Raw genomic sequence first — 19,050 nt, forward strand, 5'->3', positions numbered from 1 at the left:
CATCCGCGGGGACGCCCGGTGTGTCAGTTCGCTTCGAATGCATTGGCCAACCACTCGGTCTCAAGCTGTGGCGGGGCGCCGGTGATCGCCAGAACATCGAAGCGGCAGGGACATGATAGCCCGTTGTGCTGCAGATAAAAACGCGCCGCCCGGATTAGGCGGCGCTGCTTGGTCGTCGTGATGGTTTCCGCGGCCGAGCCGTGGCGGGTGGTGCGGCGATGGCGAACTTCCACGAAGACCAGGATGTCGCCATCGCGCATGACCAGATCGAGCTCTCCTCCCGGAAAGCGCTGGTTGCGCGCTACCGGGAGCAGGCCTTGCTGCTCAAGCCAAGCTTGTGCATAGCGCTCGATGGCCTGGCCGCGCTGAACGGCGTCCCTGGGGTCAGGGGGCCGCATTGGCATTGCTGGCGCCAGCGCTATCGCCGAGTCCGTCGCTGAACACCGGGGCCGGCACGCCGTCGCTGAACTGTGCCCATGGCAGCTCACGGTAGATGCGGCCGTCACCTGTGGTGCTCAGGGTGCCGGTAGCGCCCTGAATCCGCGAACCAGGCAGTGCCTGGATCTGGGGCATGCGACGAGCCAGCTCATAGGCGTCGACGCCCATGGCCATCAGGCGGAACATGGAGGGCGATCCTTGTTCCTTGAGTTCGCGGTAGCTGTCGTAGTAAGGCAGTGCCTCGGCGCCGCCCACCGCTGCGTCGGGGATGTTCCAGGGAATATCGGCGAATTGAACGCCGTTGAGGTCCTTGTCGAGGCGCGGCTGAGGGGAGCCTTCGTACAGGTGGGACGTCGCGTATACCGGCAGGTTGGAGGCCGAATAGTACTCCATGGTCGGCGGAACCTGGCGCGCGTAGTCTGGTAGAGCCAGCAGGAACAGCATGTCCGGACGCGGATTGCTGATGGCGCGGCGGGTGCTGTCGGTGGCCGGCGCCCCCGGGTTGTAGCGAACCGCGGTGGCAATGTCGCCGCCGAGCTCGCTCCAGGTGTTCCAGAAGGCTTCGCCAACACGCTGCCCCCAATCGTTGTCAGGCACCAGCATGGACGCACTGCGATGGCCATCCTGCCAGCCCCGGCGAGCCGCCTGGCGCGCTTCGTCTTCGGCAGACAAGCCGTACTCGTACAGGTTCTTGGTCTGGTTGGCGGCGGATTGACCGTAGTTGAGGGCCAGAGTGGGCAGCGGCAGCTCGGCCCGGCTTTCCAGCTGAGTCACGTCGCTCTTGTCGAGCGGACCGATCACCACCTGGGCACCGCTGCTCTGGGCCTGCTGGTAGAGTTGGTCGAGGCTTGCGCTGGAGGCATCCAGGAAGCTCAGCTGGGCACCGTTGCCGCCACCGTTGACAACGTTGGACTGCTGGGTGCGGATGCCTTGCTCGATGGCGTCGGCAACTCCCGCCAGCGGGCCGGATTCAGGCAGCAGGACGGCGATGTTCTGCACGCTCTGGCCGCGCAGTTCGCGTAGCTTGCCAATCTGGCTGGGCAGGCGGCGATTGGCCGGGTGGTCCGGGTTGGCGACGCGCCAGTCATCAAGGCGGGCAAAAAGCCCCTGGATGTCGCCGCCGCTGCTGTTGACCAGGCGGGTCAGCTCCAGCCAGCCCGTCACGATGGCGTTATCGGGCTGGGACAGGGCGTCCAGTTGGCGGTTGTTGAGCGCGCTGAGCTGGTCCCAGATGGCGTCGTTGATGTCTTCCCGGCCGGTATCGCTCTGCACCTGCATCAGCGCTTGGGCGGCCTCCTGGGGCTGGCCCAGCTGACCCAGGGCGAGTCCCTGGCGCAGGCGCAGCAGGTTGGCATCGTCGCTGGCCAGCTGCAGGTCATCCAGCACGCCAGCCGCCTTGATCACTGCCTGGGGGTTGCCCTCGCTGTCACCCAGCTCAGAGAGCAGCATCGCCCAGTCACGCAGGCTCTCGCCAGAGAGCTGGCTTGCGTCCAGGTTGTTCAGTACCTCGAGCGCCTGGGGGCGCCGCCCGGAGCGTGCTAGGATATCGCCCGCTCGCAAGCGGGTCTCGGCGGCCTCTGTGCCTTGTTGCTGTGCGGCCTGAGCAAGAAGCTGATCCGGGTCGTCATCCATGGCCCGTTGCACGATGCTTGGTGTGAAACTGCAGCCGGCCAGAGAGATGGCCAGTACAGCAGCGGCCACGGGGCCGCGAGTCAAAGTCCTCATGAATCCTTCCTTGTCCGTGTTCCGGATGGCAGCCCAGGGAGCCAAGATGTCAGAAGTGAAAGCCGGTTCATTGTACGTGGTCGCCACGCCAATTGGGAATCTGGAAGATTTGAGTCCGCGAGCAGCGGCGGTGCTGGGGCGGGTGGCCCTGGTAGCTGCAGAGGATACTCGGCACAGCGCGCGCTTGATGCGCCACCTCGGTGTCGCGCCTGCGATGGTCTCCGTGCATGACCATAATGAGGCGTCCCGGGTAGAGCTGCTGAAGCGCCGCCTGCTCGAGGGTGATGACGTGGCGCTGATCAGTGATGCGGGGACTCCCTTGATCAGTGATCCGGGGTTCGTGGTGGTGCGTGAGCTGCGCCAGCAGGGCTTCTCGATCGTGCCGATTCCCGGTCCCTGTGCCCTGATTACCGCCTTGAGCGCCGCGGGGCTGCCCACCTCCTCCTTTACCTTTCATGGTTTTCTGCCCGCCAAGGGCAGCGGTCGGCGAGCCCGGCTCGAGACCTGGCGTGCCGATACAGGTACGCAGGTGTGCTATGAATCGCCACACCGCATCAAGGATCTGCTGGCGGACCTGGCCGCGTTGCTGGGCGATCGTCAGGTAGTGCTGGGGCGTGAATTGACCAAGACCTTCGAAACCTTCCTCGATGGCACGGCGGCGGAGCTTCTTGCGGTGATCGAGGAAGATCCCAATCAAGCCCGCGGCGAGTTCGTGGTGATGGTGGCCGGAGCGACTGAGGTGGCGTCCGCAGGGCAGGCGGTGGAGGAAGATACCTTGCTGCGAGCGCTTCTCGACGAAGGTGTCGGTGTGAAGCAGGCGGCGGGTGTCGCCGCGCGGGTGCTGGGCGGAGCCAAGAAGACATGGTATGCCAAGGCCCAGTCACTGAAGGACGGGGATTGAGGGGGTGGCGGGGCACTGGTATGCTTGCCGCGGGAGTTGGCCAGACAGTCGCCGCCGCCGCAAGGCGGGGGAGGAAAGTCCGGGCTCCATAGGGCAGAGTGCCAGGTAACCCCTGGGCGGCGTGAGCCGACGGAAAGTGCAGCAGAGAGTAGACCGCCTACGTCTCCTCAGGGAGGCCGGCAAGGGTGAAAGGGTGCGGTAAGAGCGCACCGCGCGCCTGGCAACAGTGCGTGGCACGGTAAACCCCACTCGGAGCAAGACCAAATAGGAACCCGTTGGCGTGGCCCGCGCTGGGTTCGGGTAGGTTGCTTGAGGGCAGTGGTGACACTGCTCCTAGAGGAATGGCTGTCCACGACAGAACCCGGCTTATCGGCCGACTCCCCCAGATGTTCTGTGCTCGGGTCTGCGGCCCGGGCATTGCCTCATGAATCTGTGCGGCCAGGAGCCCAGTGGCGAGAGAGTTCCACCGCTGACGGCGTCGTTGGCTGGCCGCGCGTTGGAATATCATCGTCGAACGAGAGCTGCATGCCGTCACCCTCCTCAGAAACGTCCGTGCGCGGCTTCGCCCATGAAAGCGTCTTGCTCGACGGTGCCGTCGATGCCCTGGTACATGATGCCGGCGGTACCTACCTGGACGGCACGTTTGGGCGTGGCGGACACTCCCGCGCCATCCTTTCGCGATTGAACGATAATGGCAGCCTGCTGGCGCTGGACCGTGATCCCCAGGCCATCGCCGAAGCTGCGTCCATCGATGACCCTCGTTTCAGCATTGAGCAGACCGAGTTCGCGCGGCTCAGGGAAGTGGCCCAGGCGCGCGGCCTGGATGGTCGTCTGTCGGGCATTTTGCTGGATATCGGGGTGTCGTCGCCTCAGCTGGATGATCCCGAGCGGGGTTTCAGCTTTCTACGCGATGGTCCGCTGGACATGCGCATGGATCCGACCCAGGGCGAAAGTGCTGCTGACTGGTTGGCGCGCGTTGATGAAGCCGAGATGAGCTCGGTGTTCAAGCGCTATGGTGAGGAGCGTTTTGCGCGACGCCTCGCCAGGGCGGTGATCGAGCGCCGTCAGCAGCGTCCCTTCACGCGCACAGCTGACCTGGCCGAGGTGATCAAACAGGCCCATCCGGCCTGGGAAAAAGGCAAGCATCCGGCCACCCGGGTGTTCCAGGCCATGCGCATCCACGTCAATGGCGAGCTGGATCAGCTTGAACTCGCCCTTGACGCCGCACTCGAGGCGTTGGCGCCGGGTGGCCACCTGGTGGTGATCAGCTTTCATTCGCTGGAAGACCGTCGGGTGAAGCGCTTTATCCGCGACCACGTCAAAGGGGATACCAATGTGCCCAAAGGTATACCGTTGCGGGATGATCAGATCGCTCGTCGACTGGAATCCGTGGGCAAGGCCATGAAGGCGAGCCCGCAAGAGGTCGAGGCCAACCCGCGTGCGCGCAGTGCCGTGATGCGTGTGGCGCGCAAGCGCTATTGAGGAAAGCAGATGGCTCAAGGACGACAGGATCTCAACGCCTTTGGCTGGCCGCTGCCGACAGCGCTGTCACCGAGGCTGTTGCTGGTGGCCGCGCTGCTGCTGGCGTGCCTGATGTCGGCGCTTGCCGTCATCAGCGTCAGTCATCAAACCCGCCAGCACTATGCGACCCTTCAGGAGCTCGAGCGAGAGCAGCAGCAGCTGCAGACCGAATGGGGGCAGCTGTTGCTGGAAGAGAGCGCCTGGTCGACTCCTTCGCGGATTGAGCGATTGGCGGTAGAGCGGCTCGAGATGCGCTTGCCGGATATCCATGACATCGAGGTGATTGGGCCATGACCGCGGAGCTCCCTCGGGGTGTGACGCCGCGACGACCTCCGCCCATGGAGCCGATGGGTCGTGCGCGTTACATCGTCATGATGACGCTGATCCTGGTCGGGCTGGGGCTACTTGCCGGACGCATCGTCGACCTGCATGTGATCAATCGAAACTTTCTGCAGGTGCAGGGCGACGCGCGTACCCTGCGCACCGACCCGATACCCGCCCACCGGGGCATGATCACTGATCGCCACGGGGAGCCGCTGGCGATATCCACGCCGGTTGTCACGCTCTGGGCCAATCCCCAGGACCTGCCGGATGACAACATCCAGCGACTGAGGCTGGCTCAGGCACTGGGCCAGGACCTGGATGCGCTCAACGATCGCATCGAGCGGTATAGCGAACGAGAGTTCATGTATCTGCGGCGTCGGATGACCCCAGCCCAGGCCGAGGAAGTGCTGAAGCTGAGGGTGCCCGGGGTCCATGCCCGGGAAGAGTACAAGCGCTACTACCCGGCGGGAGAGGTGATCGCCCAATTGCTGGGAGTGACCAACGTCGACGATCAGGGGCAGGAGGGGCTGGAGCTGGCCTATCAGTCCTACCTGTCGGGAGAGCCCGGCAAGCGCCGCGTGCTCAAGGATCGTCGTGGCCGCCTGGTGCGGGATCTCGAGGTTCTTCAGGAAGCCGAACCGGGCGGCAACCTCACGCTCTCCATCGACCAACGCCTGCAATACATGGCATACCGCGAGCTGAAGGCTGCGGTGGATGAAAACGATGCCGACGGCGGCGTGCTGGTGATGATGGACGCACGCACCGGCGAAGTGTTGGCCATGGCCAACCAACCCTCGTACAACCCTAACAATCGCGCAGGCCTGGATCCTCAGGGCTTGCGCAACAGGGCCATGGTGGACGTGTTCGAGCCGGGATCGGTGATGAAGCCCTTGGCCATGTCGGCGCTGCTGGAAACCGGTCGGTTTCCCCCCGACTTGGTAGTCGATACCTCCCCCGGCTGGATGCGCATCGATCGCTACACGATCCGTGACGTATCCAACAACGGTGCCTTGACCCTGGCGGGTATCCTGCGCAAGTCCTCCAATATCGGCATGGCCAAGCTGACCTTGCAGCTCGATGATCCGGTGGTGCCTGACCGCTACCGCGCACTGGGCTTCGGGCAGGCGCCGGGCACCGGCTTTCCCGGCGAGGCCACGGGCAACATGCCGGCTCCCGCGGTCTGGTCGAGCAGTCAGTGGGCGGCCTTGTCCTACGGTTACGGTCTGTCGGTCACGGCGCTGCAATTGGCCAGCGCCTATACCTCCATTGCCAATCACGGCGAACGTCTTCCGCCCTCTCTGCTGCGCCTCAGTCGCGAGCCCCAGGGGGAGCAGGTGGTCCAGCCGGACGTGGCTGACCGCGTCCTGGCCATGATGGATGAAGTCGTGGCACCGGGTACCGGCGCTCGCCGGGCCCTGGTTCCCGGTTACAGCGTGGCCGGCAAGACCGGTACCGTGCGCAAGAGCGGCAGTGGCGGTTACGAACAAAATGCCTACCGCGCGCTGTTTGTCGGCATCACGCCGGTGTCGGATCCGCGGATCATCACCGTGGTCATGATTGACCACCCACGGGGCGACGCCTATTACGGTGGTGCCATCGCCGCGCCGGTATTCTCGCGGGTGGCCGGCAGCGCCCTGCGAATTCTCGACGTACCGCCAGATCGCCCCGATGAGGAGGCCGGTACCCCATGATGCAGACCTCGACGGAGCCTGGCATGACCCTTTCTCTGGCACGCCTCAAGGGCGTGCTGCTGCAGTGTTGGCAAGACCTTCCGCTGACGCAGGACGATCAGGACGAGGCGCTGGCGGTGACGCTCAGCACCGACAGTCGCGAGATCGCCGAAGGCGATGTCTTTATCGCGATCCCTGGCGTGGCGGGTGACGGTCGAGCCTTTGTCGACCAGGCTCTGGCCCAGGGGGCACTGATGGTCCTCGCCGAGGCGAAGGAGGACCAGCCCAGAATCGATGGTCGAGTGCTGTGGCTGCCAGAGCTCGCTGACAGGCTCGGCGAGTTTGCTCGCAGCGTCTACCAGGTACCCGACAGCCTGGAGCTGATCGGGGTGACCGGGACCAATGGCAAGAGTTCAGTGACCCATTATATTGCCGAGCTGTCAGCGGCCATCGGTGTCGACTGCGGGGTGATCGGCACCTTGGGTCACGGGCGTCCTGGCGCTCTTGCGCAGGGCATTCACACCACCCCCCAGCCCTTGGCGCTGCAGCGCCAGCTGGGTGAGTTGGCGGCCTCGGGGCTGCAACGGGTGGCCATGGAAGTGTCCAGCCACGCTCTCGAGCAGGACCGCGTGGCGGGATGTCGCTTCCATGCTGCCGTGTTCACCAATCTCAGTCGTGACCACCTGGACTATCACGGCAGCATGGTGGCCTATGCGGCGGCCAAGGCAAAGCTGTTCAAGCGTCCTGAGCTCGGGCTGGCGGTGGTCAATGGTGACGATCCTCTGGCGCGATTGATGCTGGCCGGGGTGTCCCGTGATACCCGCGTACTGGCCTGCGGTGAGGCGTCTGACGTGTCGCTGCGAGTGCTGGACGTAGAGCCGCATGCCAGCGGCCAGCGCGCGTTGATCGCGACCCCCGACGAAGAGCGAGTGCTGCAGCTGCCGTTGTTGGGGCGCTTCAATCTCGACAACGTGCTGCTGGCGATGGCCAGCCTCTATGGGCTGGGCGCGGGCATCGACGAGCTGGTGGCTGCCGCCGAGCGCTTGACCCCGGTGCCCGGGCGGATGCAGGCCATCCTGCGCGAGCATGCACCGGTGGTGGTCATCGACTACGCCCATACGCCAGATGCCCTGGACAACGCACTGGCAGCGCTCAAGGCGCATCTGCCTGGGCGTGGCAAGCTATGGTGTCTGGTAGGCTGCGGTGGCGACCGTGACAGCGGTAAGCGCCCGTTGATGGCACAGGTGGCTGCCCGTCACGCCCAAGCTGTGGTGATCACCGATGACAACCCACGCAGCGAGGATCCTGCTGCCATCCGTGAGGCCATGCTGGAGGGGCTGACCGCCGAACAGCGCGCCAGCGCCTGGAACATTGCTGGTCGTGGCGTTGCGATCGCCCGAACGGTGGCGGAAGCGGGGCCCGATGACGTCATTCTGGTGGCCGGCAAGGGGCACGAGACCTACCAGGAAGTGCTTGGCGTACGCCATGACTTTTCTGACCTGGATGAGGCGCAAGCCGCCCTCGACCAGCGCCCAAGGAGGCTCTAAGCATGCGTCGTGATGAGCTCACCACGCTGTCAGGCGTCTGTCGTGCGCTAGGCCTGTCCGAGGCGGATGTTGAAGACAGCGAGATGGCTTCGATCGTCACCGACACGCGTCAGCTGGTTTCCGGCTCGCTGTTCGTGGCGTTGCGAGGGGAGCGCTTCGACGCTCACGACTTTGTGTCCCAGGCGCGCCAGGCCGGTGCGATCGCGGCAGTGGTCGAGCGCGCGGTGGACGATCCGCTGCCACAGCTGGTGGTGGGGGATACGCGGATGGCGCTGGGGCTGCTGGCCAGAGCCCATCGTCGGGCATGGAAGGGTCCCATCGTCGCGGTGACGGGTAATAGCGGCAAGACGACCGTCAAGCAGATGCTGGCGACGCTGCTCGGCCGCGCAGGCTCGACCCTGGCGACCCAGGGCAATCTGAACAACGATATCGGCGCTCCATTGACGCTGCTGCGGTTAGCGCCCGAGCACCGCCAGGCGGTGGTGGAGCTTGGGGCCAACCATCTCGGCGAGATTGCCTGGACAACGGCACTGACTGAGCCCCAGGTGGCGGTGATTACCAATGTGACGGGTGCCCACGTCGGTGAGTTTGGTGGCATGGGACGGATAGCTCAGGCCAAGGGGGAAATCCTGGCCGGGCTGGCAGACTCCGGGATCGCCGTGCTGAATCGCGATGATCGCTACTTCTCGATGTGGTCAGCCTTGGCGGCGCCGCGCGAGGTCATCGGTTTCGGCTTGACCCGAGAAGCACGCATGAATGCCTCGGAACTGGTCTGTGATGAGCTCGGGCGCTATGCTTTCACGCTGAATTTCGATGGCGGTGTGCTGGGGCGGGTGCAGCTCCCCCTGATGGGCCTGCACAATGTGTCAAACGCTCTGGCAGCCGCCGCAGCGGCCATGGCAATGGGGCTTTCCGGGGAAGAGGTGGTGGCTGGTCTTGCGCTGGTCACCCCGACGGCCGGGAGACTGACGGTCGAGCAGGGGCTGCGTGACAGTCGGCTGCTGGATGACACCTATAATGCCAACCCAGGGGCAGTCAAGGCGGCGATCGATGCGCTGTTGGGTCTGCCTGGCCCTCATTGGTGTCTGCTCGGCACCATGGGTGAACTGGGAGCCGCGTCCGATGAGCTGCATGCGGACATCGGGCGCTACGCGCGGGAACGCGGTATCACATTTCTCGGCACCCTGGGAGAGGCGGCCAACCCTGCCGCCCAGGCCTTCGGTGAAGGTGGGTGCCATTTTTCTGATCAGGCGGCGATGGTCCGCCACGTGCAGCAACATTTGCCCCAAGGCGCCAGCGTGTTGGTGAAGGGCTCCCGCTCTGCGGGGATGGAGACTGTCGTGGCAGCCTTGCGCCCAGATGTTTCAAGGTGAACCTGATACATGTTGCTTTTCCTGGCTGAAGTGTTGGCGAACTATCAAAGCGCCTTCAACGTCTTTGGTTATCTCACTCTGCGGATGATTCTGGCGACCATCACTGCGCTGGTGCTGTGCCTGTGGTTCGGGCCGCTGATGATCCGCCGGTTGGTCGAACGTCAGATCGGGCAGGCGGTTCGCGATGACGGTCCGCAGTCGCATCTGTCCAAGGCGGGGACACCGACCATGGGCGGTGCGATGATCCTGATGGCCATGGCGGTGAGCACGCTGTTGTGGGGGGACCTGACCAACCACTATGTGTGGGTGGTGCTGCTGGTGACCCTCGGCTTCGGTGCCATCGGTTGGGTCGACGACTATCGCAAGGTCGTGGAGAAAAACCCGCGGGGCCTGCCTGCTCGCTGGAAGTACTTCTGGCAGTCGGTGATTGGTCTGGCGGCTGCGGTGGTGCTGTACGTGACGGCGGCATCGCCGGTGGAAACCAGCCTGATCCTGCCCCTGTTCAAGGACTTCGTCCTGCCCCTGGGCCTGTTCTATATCCTGTTGACCTACCTGGTGATCGTCGGTGCGTCCAACGCGGTGAACCTGACCGATGGCCTGGACGGCCTGGCGATCATGCCCACGGTCATGGTGGCCATGGGGCTTGGGGTGTTTGCCTATGCCAGCGGTAATGCGGTGTTTTCCAGCTACCTGCAGATTCCGATGATTCCCGGTGCCGGTGAGCTGGCCGTGTTCTGCGCCACCATCTCCGGCGCTGGCCTCGGTTTTCTCTGGTTCAACACCTATCCCGCCCAGGTCTTCATGGGCGACGTGGGTGCGCTGGCCCTGGGGGCTGCGCTGGGTGTGGTCGCGGTGATTGTGCGCCAGGAGGTGGTGCTGTTCATCATGGGCGGCGTGTTCGTCATGGAAACCGTGTCGGTCATTCTTCAGGTGGGCTCGTACAAGCTGACCGGGCGGCGGATCTTCCGCATGGCTCCGCTGCACCATCACTTCGAATTGAAGGGATGGCCTGAGCCGCGTGTGATCGTGAGGTTCTGGATCATCACCGTGGTGCTCGTGCTGCTGGGTCTCGCAACCCTCAAGATTCGCTGAGGCTGACATGAACGCGAGTCGCTCACGCTTGCCGCAGCACCTGGTGGTGCCGGCGTCGATGACGGTGGTGGTGGGTCTTGGGGTATCGGGGATGGCTATCTGTCGCCATCTGGAGCGCCTTGGCCGAGAGTTCATGGTGGTGGATACCCGCGACGCCCCGCCTGGACTCGATGCGTTTCTGCGTGAGTTTCCCAAGGTGCCGTACCGCCTAGGCCCACTAGCGGGGCTCGTCCTCGATCACGCGCGGGAAGTCGTGCTCAGCCCTGGTGTCGACCCCCATCAGCCGTGCTTTACAGCCCTTGCCGAGGATCGCCGGGACGATACGGGAGAGCCACGGCTGATCGGCGAGATTGCACTGTTTTGCCGCGCCTGCCAGGCACCGATCGCCGCCATCACCGGCGCCAATGCCAAGTCCACGGTGACCACCCTGGTAGGCGAGATGGCGCGTGAGGCCGGTCGCAAGGTCGCGGTGGGAGGCAATCTCGGTACCCCGGCCCTCGACCTGCTGATACAGGAGCCGTCGGCGGACCTCTACGTGCTGGAGCTGTCCAGCTTTCAGCTCGAGACCACCCCTTGGCTTGGCGCCGAGTCCGCTGCCTTTCTCAACCTGAGTGAGGACCACCTCGATCGCCATGGTGATATGGCGGGCTATCGTCGAGCCAAGCAGCGGATTTTCCGCGGTGCCTCCCATGCGGTCATCAATGCGGAAGACCCTGAGACCTGGCCGGAGTCGTCACTGCCTGCGGTGTCGCGCTTTGGGGTCATGGATCCCGCGCCCGAGCATGATGACTGGGGCGTGGCAGAGCACCAGGGCGAGCCGTGGTTCATGCATGGCCCGCGCCCGTTGTTCCCGGTTTCCCGCATGCGTCAGGTAGGACGCCATCATCAGGCCAACGCCTTGGCCGCCATGGCCATGGGGTATCGGCTCGGATTTCCGCTGGAGGACATGGCCAGCGTGCTGGAGAGGTTTACCGGGCTTGCGCACCGCAGTGAGTGGCTGGCAACGGTAGGGGAGGTCGACTGGATCAATGACTCCAAGGGCACCAACGTCGGCGCCACGCTGGCCGCCATTGCCGGTCTCGGGCCGACCCTCAAGGGGCGGCTCATCCTGCTGGCCGGCGGTGTGGGCAAGGGGGCTGACTTCAGTCCCTTGGCGCAGCCGCTGGGGCACTACGCACGGGAGGCCGTGCTGTTTGGTCAAGACGCGCCGCAGCTGGCACAGGCGTTGGCCGAGCGGGTGCCGGTGACGCGGGTCGACGATCTACGCGCTGCGGTTGAGCGTGCCCGGCACATCGCCGAGCCGGGAGACGTGGTGTTGCTGTCGCCTGCCTGCGCCAGCCTCGACCAGTTCCCCAACTATCTGGCTCGCGGCGAGGCCTTCCGCTCGCTTGTTCACGCTCTGGCCAATGGAGGCCGCACATGAGTCGCCTGTCCCGAACCCGGCATCGTTTCGGTGTCCTGCGCGAGCACCTGTCGACTCGTGATCACAGCTTTGATGGCTGGTTGCTGGTCGCCACCCTGTCGCTGCTGTTGATGGGGTGGATCATGGTGACCTCGGCGTCTACCGAAGTAGCGACCAGCCTGACCGGCAATGCCTGGTACTTCAGTATTCGACACGGCATCTTTGTGCTGGGTGGCCTGACGGTTGGCGCTCTGGCACTGCGAGTCCCGCTGGCCTGGTGGAAGGCCAATGGCCCGCTGCTGCTGCTGGTCGGGCTGGTGCTTCTGCTGCTGGTGCTGCTGGTGGGGCGTGAGGTCAATGGCAGCCGTCGCTGGCTGTCGATTCCCGGAGTGCCGTTCAATTTGCAGGCTTCCGAGGTAGCCAAGCTCTGCCTGATCACCTACATGGCCGGTTATCTTGAGCGGTTCTTGCCCCAGGTGAGGCGTCAGTGGGGAGCGTTCCTGCGTCCTCTGGTGGTGGTGGGCGTGGTCGCGGTGCTGCTGATTCTCGAGCCGGATTACGGCGGTGTCGTGGTCATGACCAGCTGTGTCATGGGGATGCTGTTGATGGCGGGGGCGCCCTGGGGGCGTTTCATTCTGCTGTTTATTCTGGTGGGGTCTCTCGGCGCCATCCTGGCGGTGGCCGAACCTTACCGGATGGCACGCCTGACCAGTTTTATCGATCCCTGGGCGGACCAGTTCGCCAGTGGTTATCAGCTGACCCAGGCGTTGATCGCCTTTGGGCGCGGCCATTTGATCGGCATGGGCCTGGGAAACAGCGTGCAGAAGCTGTTCTACCTGCCGGAAGCACACACCGATTTCGTGTTTGCGGTGCTGGCTGAAGAGCTCGGCATGATCGGGGCCATCGCCGTCGTTGGCCTGTTCGCCCTGCTGGTATGGCGGGCAATGGCGGTGGGTCGCCGGGCGGAGCTTGCCAGAATGCCCTTCGCTGCTTACCTCAGTTATGGCATTGCGCTGGTGATTGGCGCCCAGGCATTTATCAATATTGCGGTCAGTACCGGCATGCTGCCGACCAAGGGGTTGACCCTGCCGCTACTGTCCTACGGCGGGTCCAGCCTGGTGGTGAGCTGTGTCATGGTGGCACTGCTGCTGCGGGTGGATGTCGAGACCCGCGAGCGATTGCGCCGGCAGTCTCCGACAGCCAAGCGCGAGTCGGGGCGCAGGGCGCCGAGACGAACCCAGGCTGCAGGAGTGAAGCCGTGAGCGAGCAACAGGGAAGGCGAGCATTGATCATGGCCGGCGGCACCGGGGGACATGTTATTCCCGCATTGTCGCTGGCGCGGGGCCTTCAGGCTCAGGGCGTTGAGGTGGCCTGGCTGGGTAGCCCCAGGGGCATAGAGAATCGTCTGGTTCCGGAGGCGGGCATCCCGCTTCACCAGATCGCTGTCAGCGGCTTGCGCGGTAACGGCGCTGCCGGCTGGTTGTTGGCGCCGGTGCGGCTGTCCCGTGCAGTGTGTCAGGCTCGCCAGGTCATTCGTGAATACGACCCCCAGCTGGTGGTAGGGCTGGGCGGCTTCGCCAGCGGCCCCGGTGGGCTGGCGGCGAAGTGGTGTGGCAAGCCACTGGTGATACATGAACAGAACGCGGTCGCCGGCTTGACCAACCGAGCGCTGTCGCGCTTGGCGCGGCACGTCTATGCCGCCTTTCCCCAGGCCTTTGGCGGCAGGGCAGAGGTGATCGGCAATCCCGTGCGTGAGGATATTGCCGCGCTGGGCGACACCCTGCGCCAGGCCAGCGAGATGCGTGGCCGGCGACTGCGCCTGTTGGTGGTGGGCGGATCCCTGGGTGCCTTGGCGCTCAATCAACAGATGCCCGAGGCGCTGGCCTCGCTCCCGGAAGAGATGCGTCCCGAGGTCCGCCATCAGGCGGGGCGAGACAAGGACCAGGCGACCCGCGAGGGCTACGCCGCCAGCGGCGTCGAGGCACAGGTCAGTGACTTTATCGCGGATATGGCGGCGGCCTACGACTGGGCCGACCTGGTGGTCTGCCGTTCCGGTGCCCTGACCGTGGCCGAGCTGGCTGCGGCGGCAAAGCCAGCCTTGTTCGTGCCATTTCCCCATGCGGTGGACGATCACCAGACGGCCAACGCCCAGGCATTGGTCAGTGCTGGCGCGGCGGCACTGATTCAGCAACGAGACATGAACCCGACGTCTCTGGCACAGCGCCTTGAGACGTTGCTTGAGCCCGACACACTGGCGAGCATGGCGAGCAAGGCACGGGCTGAGGCCCATCTGGACGCCGTGGATCGACTGGTAGCGGGCTGTATGGAGACAGGCTTTGAGTAATCAGACCCAAGGGCCGGTACCCGGCCAAGTGACCCCATCTCCTCTTGCCGGACAAGGCCCGGCACCCGCACGTGGCCTGGGCATGCGCCGGATTCGTCGCATTCACTTTGTGGGTATCGGTGGCGCCGGCATGTGCGGTATCGCGGAGGTGCTGGCTAACCAGGGCTATCACGTCAGCGGCAGCGATCTGCGACGCTCATCCGTGGTAGCTCGCCTGGAAAGCTGCGGCGCGCGGGTGTTCATCGGACATGCCGCTGAGCACGCCGATGGCGCGGACGTGGTCGTCGTGTCCACCGCAGTGGCCGAGGACAACCCAGAGCTCAAGTGGGCCCACGAACATCGTGTTCCGGTAGTGCGCCGGGCGGAAATGCTGGCCGAGCTGATGCGCTTTCGGCACGGCATCGCGGTTGCCGGCACCCACGGCAAGACCACCACGACGAGCTTGACGGCTACCCTGCTGGGTGAAGGCGGGCTGGATCCCACCTTCGTTATCGGCGGCAAGCTGACCAGTGCTGGCACCAACGCCCAGCTAGGCCAGGGTGACTACCTGGTGGCCGAGGCGGACGAATCCGACGCATCCTTCCTGCACTTGCAGCCCATGGTCAGCATCGTGACCAACATCGATGCCGACCATATGAGCACCTATGGTGGGGATTTCGAGCGGCTGAAGCACACCTTTATCGAGTTTCTGCACAACCTGCCGTTCTACGGCCTTGCAGTGTTGTGCATCGATGATGACAACGTGAGAGGCCTGCTGGACCGTATCAATCGCCAGTTTGTTACCTATGGCTTCTCTGCTGACGCTGACTACCGCATCGAGAACTTCGAGCAGAGTGCTGGTGAAGTCCGCTTTACCGCGGTGCGCCCGGGGGATCTTGAAGATCTCGAGGTGAGGCTGGCCATGCCGGGCCGTCATAACGCGCTGAATGCACTGGCCGCGATTGCCGTGGCGACGGATGCCGGGGTCGAGGCTGGCGCTATCCTCCGAGGGTTGGCCGGGTTTGCCGGTGTCGGGCGTCGGTTCCAGGTTCACGGCAACTTCCCTGCACCCCGGCGTGAGGGTGACGGCGAAGCCGAAGCTGACGTTATGCTGGTCGATGACTATGGCCATCATCCCCGTGAAGTGGAAATGGTGATCAAGGCGGTGCGTGATGGCTGGCCCAGCCGTCGTCTGGTCATGGTGTACCAGCCACACCGTTATTCCCGTACACGGGATCTCTACGAGGACTTCGTGCGCGTGCTGTCCAGCGTCGACACACTGGTGCTGCTCGACGTCTACAGCGCTGGTGAAGCGCTTTTACCCGGTGCCGACGGGCGCAGCCTGGCCGGATCGATCCGCCAGCGCGGGGAAGTGGACCCGATCTTTGCCCAGGACAAGACGGAGCTGCCGGCGTTGCTGGCCAAGGTGGTCAAGCCTGGCGATATTCTGATCACTCAAGGCGCGGGCGACGTGGGGGGTATTTCCCAGCGACTGGCCGATGCTCTGCTGCAGTTTGATGAGGTGACACTGTGAACCAACACGCGCAATCCCTTGGCCATGTTGTGGTTGTCTATGGCGGCCACAGCGCCGAGCGTGAGGTCTCCCTGAAGAGTGGTGCAGCGGTGCTGGCCGCTTGTCAGCGCCTGGGTCTGAACGTGACCGGCTACGACCTCGCCGACGGCGGCGTCGCCGGGCTTGAGGCGCTGAGCCCTGACCTGGTATTCATCGCTCTGCACGGCCGGGGCGGTGAGGACGGCTGTCTGCAAGGGGCGCTGGAACTGGCAGGCATTCCCTACACCGGTAGCGGCGTGCTGGCGTCGGCGCTGGGCATGGACAAGATGCGCACCAAGGCGCTGTGGCAGGCGCTGGGGATGCCCACCCCCGAGAGCGTACTGCTGACACCCTCAGCTGACTGGGATGAAGTCGTCGCGAAGCTGGGTCTGCCACTGGTCGTCAAGCCAGTGCATGAGGGGTCGACCATTGGCATCAGCATCGTCAAGAGCCGTTCCGAGCTCGAAAATGCCTATCACGAGGCCGCCAGATTCGACGCCCGAGTGATGGCCGAGCGTTTTGTGAGCGGAGACGAATTTACCTTGTCGGTTCTTGGCGACAAGGCGTTGCCGGCCATTCGCGTCGAGGTGCCCAGCGGCTTCTATGACTATGAGGCCAAATACCTGTCCGACGAGACGATCTACCACCTCCCGTGCGGCTTGAGCGAGGCCGAAGAGACGGCGCTGGGCGAGCTGTGCGTCGCCGCTTTCGAAGCCATTGGTTGCCAGGGCTGGGGGCGTGTCGACGTGATGCGGGACGGCGACGGGCGTTTCTGGCTGCTTGAGGTCAATACGGTGCCGGGCATGACCGATCATAGTCTGGTGCCTCAGGCGGCAGCCCACGCCGGGATGAACTTCGACCAGTTGGTACTGGGGATCATCGATACCGCCAGGGAGCGCGGCTGACATGACCCGACGCGGCTCGTCGCTTGGCATCTTTCTGCTCGTCGTCCTGCTGGGGGCGGGCGGTCAGGCGTTATGGCTATGGCTTGATCGTCCCATCGAAAGAGTGTCCATTGGAGGTGAGCTGCATCATGTGGACGCCTCTTATCTCAAGCGACAATTGGCACCCTTGGTACAGGGCAAGACCTGGCTGTCGGTGGATCTGGAGGCCCTGCGGGAAGAGGCGCTCAAGGTCGGCTGGTTGAAGGAAGTGCGCATTCGTCGCGAGTGGCCGAATGCGCTCACCTTCGAGCTGGAAGAGCAGCGCCCGGTGGCCCGTTGGAACGATGACAAGCTGTTGAATGCCGAGGGCGAGCCCTTCGCCTACGCTCCGGTAGCGCCCCCTGATGGTCTGCCGGATATGGCGGGTCCGGTGGGGGCGGGCGCAGAGGTGCTGGCCTACTTCGCCACCCTGGAGCAGCGCTTGGAGCGGATGGGGCTCGACGTGCAGCAGCTGCGCCTCGAGCCACGCGGTGCATGGCGCTTCCAGTTGGCCAGTGGGGTCTGGATCATGCTCGGGCGTGGCGATCTCGAAGCACGCCTCGGGCGTCTCGAAGCCGCTTGGCGAGGTGAGTTGGGCAGTGTGGCGTCGCACATTCGCTACATCGATCTGCGTTACCCCAACGGGGTCTCCGTGGCCTGGCATGGTGAGACGGAACCGGTCGATGGGGGCGAATCGTCCAATGGCTGAGCGTCGCCTTTAATCGACAAAAGAACGACGGCGATTAAAAGTGGCGACACTCTTGCTGCTCAAAGACAGGTTTTCGAGGTTTCTTTTGTTTAAATGAGCCCGTATCGTGGAATGAATGAACGTCCTGGGCTGGCCGAACAAGTGCACTTGTTTCTATAATCGTCCCAGGTTTTTTTATAACAGCGGCAGGTTCCAAGGTTACGGAATCCGTTCAAGGAGATTTCCCGGCTCATGGCAGGTCCATCCAACGTGTCCAATATGGTAGTCGGGCTGGATATCGGAACATCCAAGGTCGTAGCGATCGTGGGTCAGCCCACCGACGATGGTGGCATCGAAATCGCCGGTATCGGCTCTCACCCTTCCCGAGGTATGAAAAAGGGAGTGGTGATCAATATTGAGTCCACGGTTCAGTCTATTCAGCGTGCGGTGGAAGAAGCGGAATTGATGGCAGGTTGCGACATTCATTCCGTGTATGTCGGCATTGCAGGAAGCCACATCAGTTCCATGAATTCCGACGGGGTCGTGGCCATCAAGGAGCGGGAGGTCGCGCCATCGGATATTGATCGCGTCATCGACTCCGCCAGGGCCAGGGCTATCTCAGAAGGGCAGCGTGTCCTGCATGTATTGCCCCAGGAATTCGCCATCGACACCCAGGGCGGAATTCGCGAGCCGCTGGGCATGTCCGGTGTGCGCCTGGAAGCCCGTGTTCACCTGGTCACCGCGGCGCTCAATGCGGTGCAGAATATCGAAAAGTGTGTGCGTCGCTGTGGCCTGGATGTGGACGCCATTATTCTCGAGCAGTTGGCGTCCAGTCATGCGGTGCTGACCGAAGACGAACGCGAGCTGGGTGTGTGCATGGTGGATATTGGTGGCGGTACCACCGATATTGCCGTATTCACCGAAGGCGCCATCCGTCATACTGCAGTGATTCCGATTGCCGGTGACCAGGTCACCAACGATATCGCCATGGCGCTGCGCACACCCGCGCAGTACGCCGAGGAGATCAAGGTCAAGTATGCCTGCGCTCTGACTCAGCTGGCCTCCAGCGACGAGATGATCAAAGTGCCGAGCGTTGGCGACCGTCCTGCACGGGACCTGTCACGCCAGTCCCTGGCCGAGGTGGTAGAACCTCGCTACGAAGAGCTGTTCACCCTGGTGCGTGACGAACTGCGCCGCAGCGGCTTCGAGGATCTGGTGGCTGCTGGCGTCGTGTTGACCGGCGGAACCTCGCGCATGGAAGGTGTGGTGGAGCTTGCCGAAGAGATATTTCACATGCCGGTCAGGGTGGCCTGTCCGCAGAATGTGAGAGGTCTCGCCGATGTGGTGCGAAATCCGATTTATTCGACGGGTGTCGGTTTGTTACATTACGCTCTACATGAAGCCCGTCAGGGTCGTGCTCACCAAGGGCAGGGTGGCACCACCTCGGCGCAACCGAGGCGCGAGGACGTCTCCCGGCGTGGACCAGAGGAAAGGATTCCGGCGCTGGAAAAGATAAAAGGCTGGTTCAAAGGAAATTTCTGAAAGGGCCGCTCAAGCGGCTCAGGAGACGG

At 63.9% G+C, this 19,050-nt stretch carries 16 protein-coding genes and 1 other RNA gene; 15 read left to right on the top strand and 2 right to left on the bottom strand.

Annotated features, from left to right (window positions below; genetic code table 11):
- Nucleotides 1-23: 23 nt before the first annotated feature.
- Both KUW18_RS12850 and KUW18_RS12855 read right to left on the bottom strand, forming a co-directional pair.
- Nucleotides 24-404: a YraN family protein gene (locus KUW18_RS12850; protein WP_261389696.1), complete on the bottom strand. Its 381-nt coding sequence runs from the start codon at nucleotides 402-404 to the stop codon at nucleotides 24-26.
- Nucleotides 385-2,163, bottom strand: a complete 1,779-nt coding sequence (locus KUW18_RS12855; RefSeq protein ID WP_222561578.1) for a penicillin-binding protein activator — start codon at nucleotides 2,161-2,163, stop codon at nucleotides 385-387. Before KUW18_RS12855 ends, KUW18_RS12850 begins: the two co-directional genes overlap by 20 nt.
- Before the next feature lie 46 nt (nucleotides 2,164-2,209).
- Here KUW18_RS12855 and rsmI point away from each other — a divergent pair, with 46 nt between their 5' ends.
- The 15 genes from rsmI to ftsA all read left to right on the top strand — a co-directional run bounded on the left by rsmI (nucleotide 2,210) and on the right by ftsA (nucleotide 19,021).
- Entirely contained in the window at nucleotides 2,210-3,064 is an 855-nt protein-coding gene (gene rsmI / locus KUW18_RS12860) for a 16S rRNA (cytidine(1402)-2'-O)-methyltransferase (RefSeq protein ID WP_222561579.1), read from the top strand.
- A gap of 32 nt (nucleotides 3,065-3,096) precedes the next feature.
- An RNA gene (gene rnpB / locus KUW18_RS12865) (RNase P RNA component class A) lies at nucleotides 3,097-3,449 on the top strand.
- Between the two features lie 140 nt (nucleotides 3,450-3,589).
- Nucleotides 3,590-4,546, top strand: a complete 957-nt coding sequence (rsmH, locus tag KUW18_RS12870) for a 16S rRNA (cytosine(1402)-N(4))-methyltransferase RsmH (RefSeq protein ID WP_222561580.1) — start codon at nucleotides 3,590-3,592, stop codon at nucleotides 4,544-4,546.
- A gap of 9 nt (nucleotides 4,547-4,555) precedes the next feature.
- Nucleotides 4,556-4,879, top strand: a complete 324-nt coding sequence (gene ftsL / locus KUW18_RS12875) for a cell division protein FtsL (RefSeq protein WP_206937299.1) — start codon at nucleotides 4,556-4,558, stop codon at nucleotides 4,877-4,879.
- A gap of 53 nt (nucleotides 4,880-4,932) precedes the next feature.
- A complete protein-coding gene (locus KUW18_RS12880; RefSeq protein WP_374107030.1) occupies nucleotides 4,933-6,600 on the top strand; it encodes a peptidoglycan D,D-transpeptidase FtsI family protein in 1,668 nt (555 codons plus the stop codon).
- 23 nt (nucleotides 6,601-6,623) lie between these two features.
- Entirely contained in the window at nucleotides 6,624-8,126 is a 1,503-nt protein-coding gene (locus KUW18_RS12885) for a UDP-N-acetylmuramoyl-L-alanyl-D-glutamate--2,6-diaminopimelate ligase (RefSeq protein ID WP_222238133.1), read from the top strand.
- A gap of 2 nt (nucleotides 8,127-8,128) precedes the next feature.
- Nucleotides 8,129-9,499, top strand: a complete 1,371-nt coding sequence (gene murF, locus KUW18_RS12890; RefSeq protein WP_222561581.1) for a UDP-N-acetylmuramoyl-tripeptide--D-alanyl-D-alanine ligase — start codon at nucleotides 8,129-8,131, stop codon at nucleotides 9,497-9,499.
- 9 nt (nucleotides 9,500-9,508) lie between these two features.
- Entirely contained in the window at nucleotides 9,509-10,591 is a 1,083-nt protein-coding gene (mraY, locus tag KUW18_RS12895; protein WP_206937310.1) for a phospho-N-acetylmuramoyl-pentapeptide-transferase, read from the top strand.
- Between the two features lie 7 nt (nucleotides 10,592-10,598).
- Nucleotides 10,599-12,014: a UDP-N-acetylmuramoyl-L-alanine--D-glutamate ligase gene (gene murD, locus KUW18_RS12900; protein WP_222561582.1), complete on the top strand. Its 1,416-nt coding sequence runs from the start codon at nucleotides 10,599-10,601 to the stop codon at nucleotides 12,012-12,014.
- Nucleotides 12,011-13,255, top strand: a complete 1,245-nt coding sequence (gene ftsW / locus KUW18_RS12905; protein WP_206937315.1) for a putative lipid II flippase FtsW — start codon at nucleotides 12,011-12,013, stop codon at nucleotides 13,253-13,255. The genes murD and ftsW overlap by 4 nt, the downstream gene beginning before the upstream one ends.
- On the top strand, nucleotides 13,252-14,337 hold the full coding sequence (gene murG, locus KUW18_RS12910; RefSeq protein ID WP_315900666.1) for an undecaprenyldiphospho-muramoylpentapeptide beta-N-acetylglucosaminyltransferase: 1,086 nt from the start codon (nucleotides 13,252-13,254) through the stop codon (nucleotides 14,335-14,337). Before ftsW ends, murG begins: the two co-directional genes overlap by 4 nt.
- Nucleotides 14,338-14,419: 82 nt before the next feature.
- A complete protein-coding gene (gene murC / locus KUW18_RS12915) occupies nucleotides 14,420-15,850 on the top strand; it encodes a UDP-N-acetylmuramate--L-alanine ligase (RefSeq protein WP_222163230.1) in 1,431 nt (476 codons plus the stop codon).
- The gene (locus KUW18_RS12920) at nucleotides 15,847-16,773 is read left to right on the top strand and encodes a D-alanine--D-alanine ligase (protein ID WP_222561583.1); all 927 of its coding nucleotides are present in this window, start codon (nucleotides 15,847-15,849) and stop codon (nucleotides 16,771-16,773) included. The genes murC and KUW18_RS12920 overlap by 4 nt, the downstream gene beginning before the upstream one ends.
- Before the next feature lies 1 nt (nucleotide 16,774).
- Nucleotides 16,775-17,500, top strand: coding sequence for a cell division protein FtsQ/DivIB (locus KUW18_RS12925; RefSeq protein ID WP_222238138.1), 726 nt, complete (start codon nucleotides 16,775-16,777; stop codon nucleotides 17,498-17,500).
- Between the two features lie 231 nt (nucleotides 17,501-17,731).
- Nucleotides 17,732-19,021 carry a cell division protein FtsA gene (gene ftsA / locus KUW18_RS12930; RefSeq protein ID WP_206937323.1) on the top strand — a complete coding sequence of 430 codons (1,290 nt, stop codon included), beginning with the start codon at nucleotides 17,732-17,734 and terminating at the stop codon, nucleotides 19,019-19,021.
- Nucleotides 19,022-19,050 lie beyond the last annotated feature (29 nt).

The organism is Halomonas sp. DP5Y7-2 (genome assembly GCF_019802025.1).
GTDB lineage: Bacteria > Pseudomonadota > Gammaproteobacteria > Pseudomonadales > Halomonadaceae > Halomonas > Halomonas litopenaei_A.

Bases quoted from the DNA above. Each gene is read 5' to 3' on its own strand.
- ftsW (WP_206937315.1), top strand. From the start codon at position 12,011: ATGAGTCGCCTGTCCCGAACCCGGCATCGTTTCGGTGTCCTGCGCGAG.
- rsmI (WP_222561579.1), top strand. From the start codon at position 2,210: ATGTCAGAAGTGAAAGCCGGTTCATTGTACGTGGTCGCCACGCCAATT.
- ftsA (WP_206937323.1), top strand. From the start codon at position 17,732: ATGGCAGGTCCATCCAACGTGTCCAATATGGTAGTCGGGCTGGATATC.
- KUW18_RS12880 (WP_374107030.1), top strand. From the start codon at position 4,933: ATGGGTCGTGCGCGTTACATCGTCATGATGACGCTGATCCTGGTCGGG.
- murD (WP_222561582.1), top strand. From the start codon at position 10,599: ATGAACGCGAGTCGCTCACGCTTGCCGCAGCACCTGGTGGTGCCGGCG.
- KUW18_RS12855 (WP_222561578.1), bottom strand. From the start codon at position 2,163: ATGAGGACTTTGACTCGCGGCCCCGTGGCCGCTGCTGTACTGGCCATC.
- ftsL (WP_206937299.1), top strand. From the start codon at position 4,556: ATGGCTCAAGGACGACAGGATCTCAACGCCTTTGGCTGGCCGCTGCCG.
- KUW18_RS12925 (WP_222238138.1), top strand. From the start codon at position 16,775: ATGACCCGACGCGGCTCGTCGCTTGGCATCTTTCTGCTCGTCGTCCTG.
- murF (WP_222561581.1), top strand. From the start codon at position 8,129: ATGCGTCGTGATGAGCTCACCACGCTGTCAGGCGTCTGTCGTGCGCTA.
- murC (WP_222163230.1), top strand. From the start codon at position 14,420: ATGCGCCGGATTCGTCGCATTCACTTTGTGGGTATCGGTGGCGCCGGC.
- mraY (WP_206937310.1), top strand. From the start codon at position 9,509: ATGTTGCTTTTCCTGGCTGAAGTGTTGGCGAACTATCAAAGCGCCTTC.
- rsmH (WP_222561580.1), top strand. From the start codon at position 3,590: ATGCCGTCACCCTCCTCAGAAACGTCCGTGCGCGGCTTCGCCCATGAA.
- KUW18_RS12850 (WP_261389696.1), bottom strand. From the start codon at position 404: ATGCCAATGCGGCCCCCTGACCCCAGGGACGCCGTTCAGCGCGGCCAG.
- KUW18_RS12885 (WP_222238133.1), top strand. From the start codon at position 6,624: ATGACCCTTTCTCTGGCACGCCTCAAGGGCGTGCTGCTGCAGTGTTGG.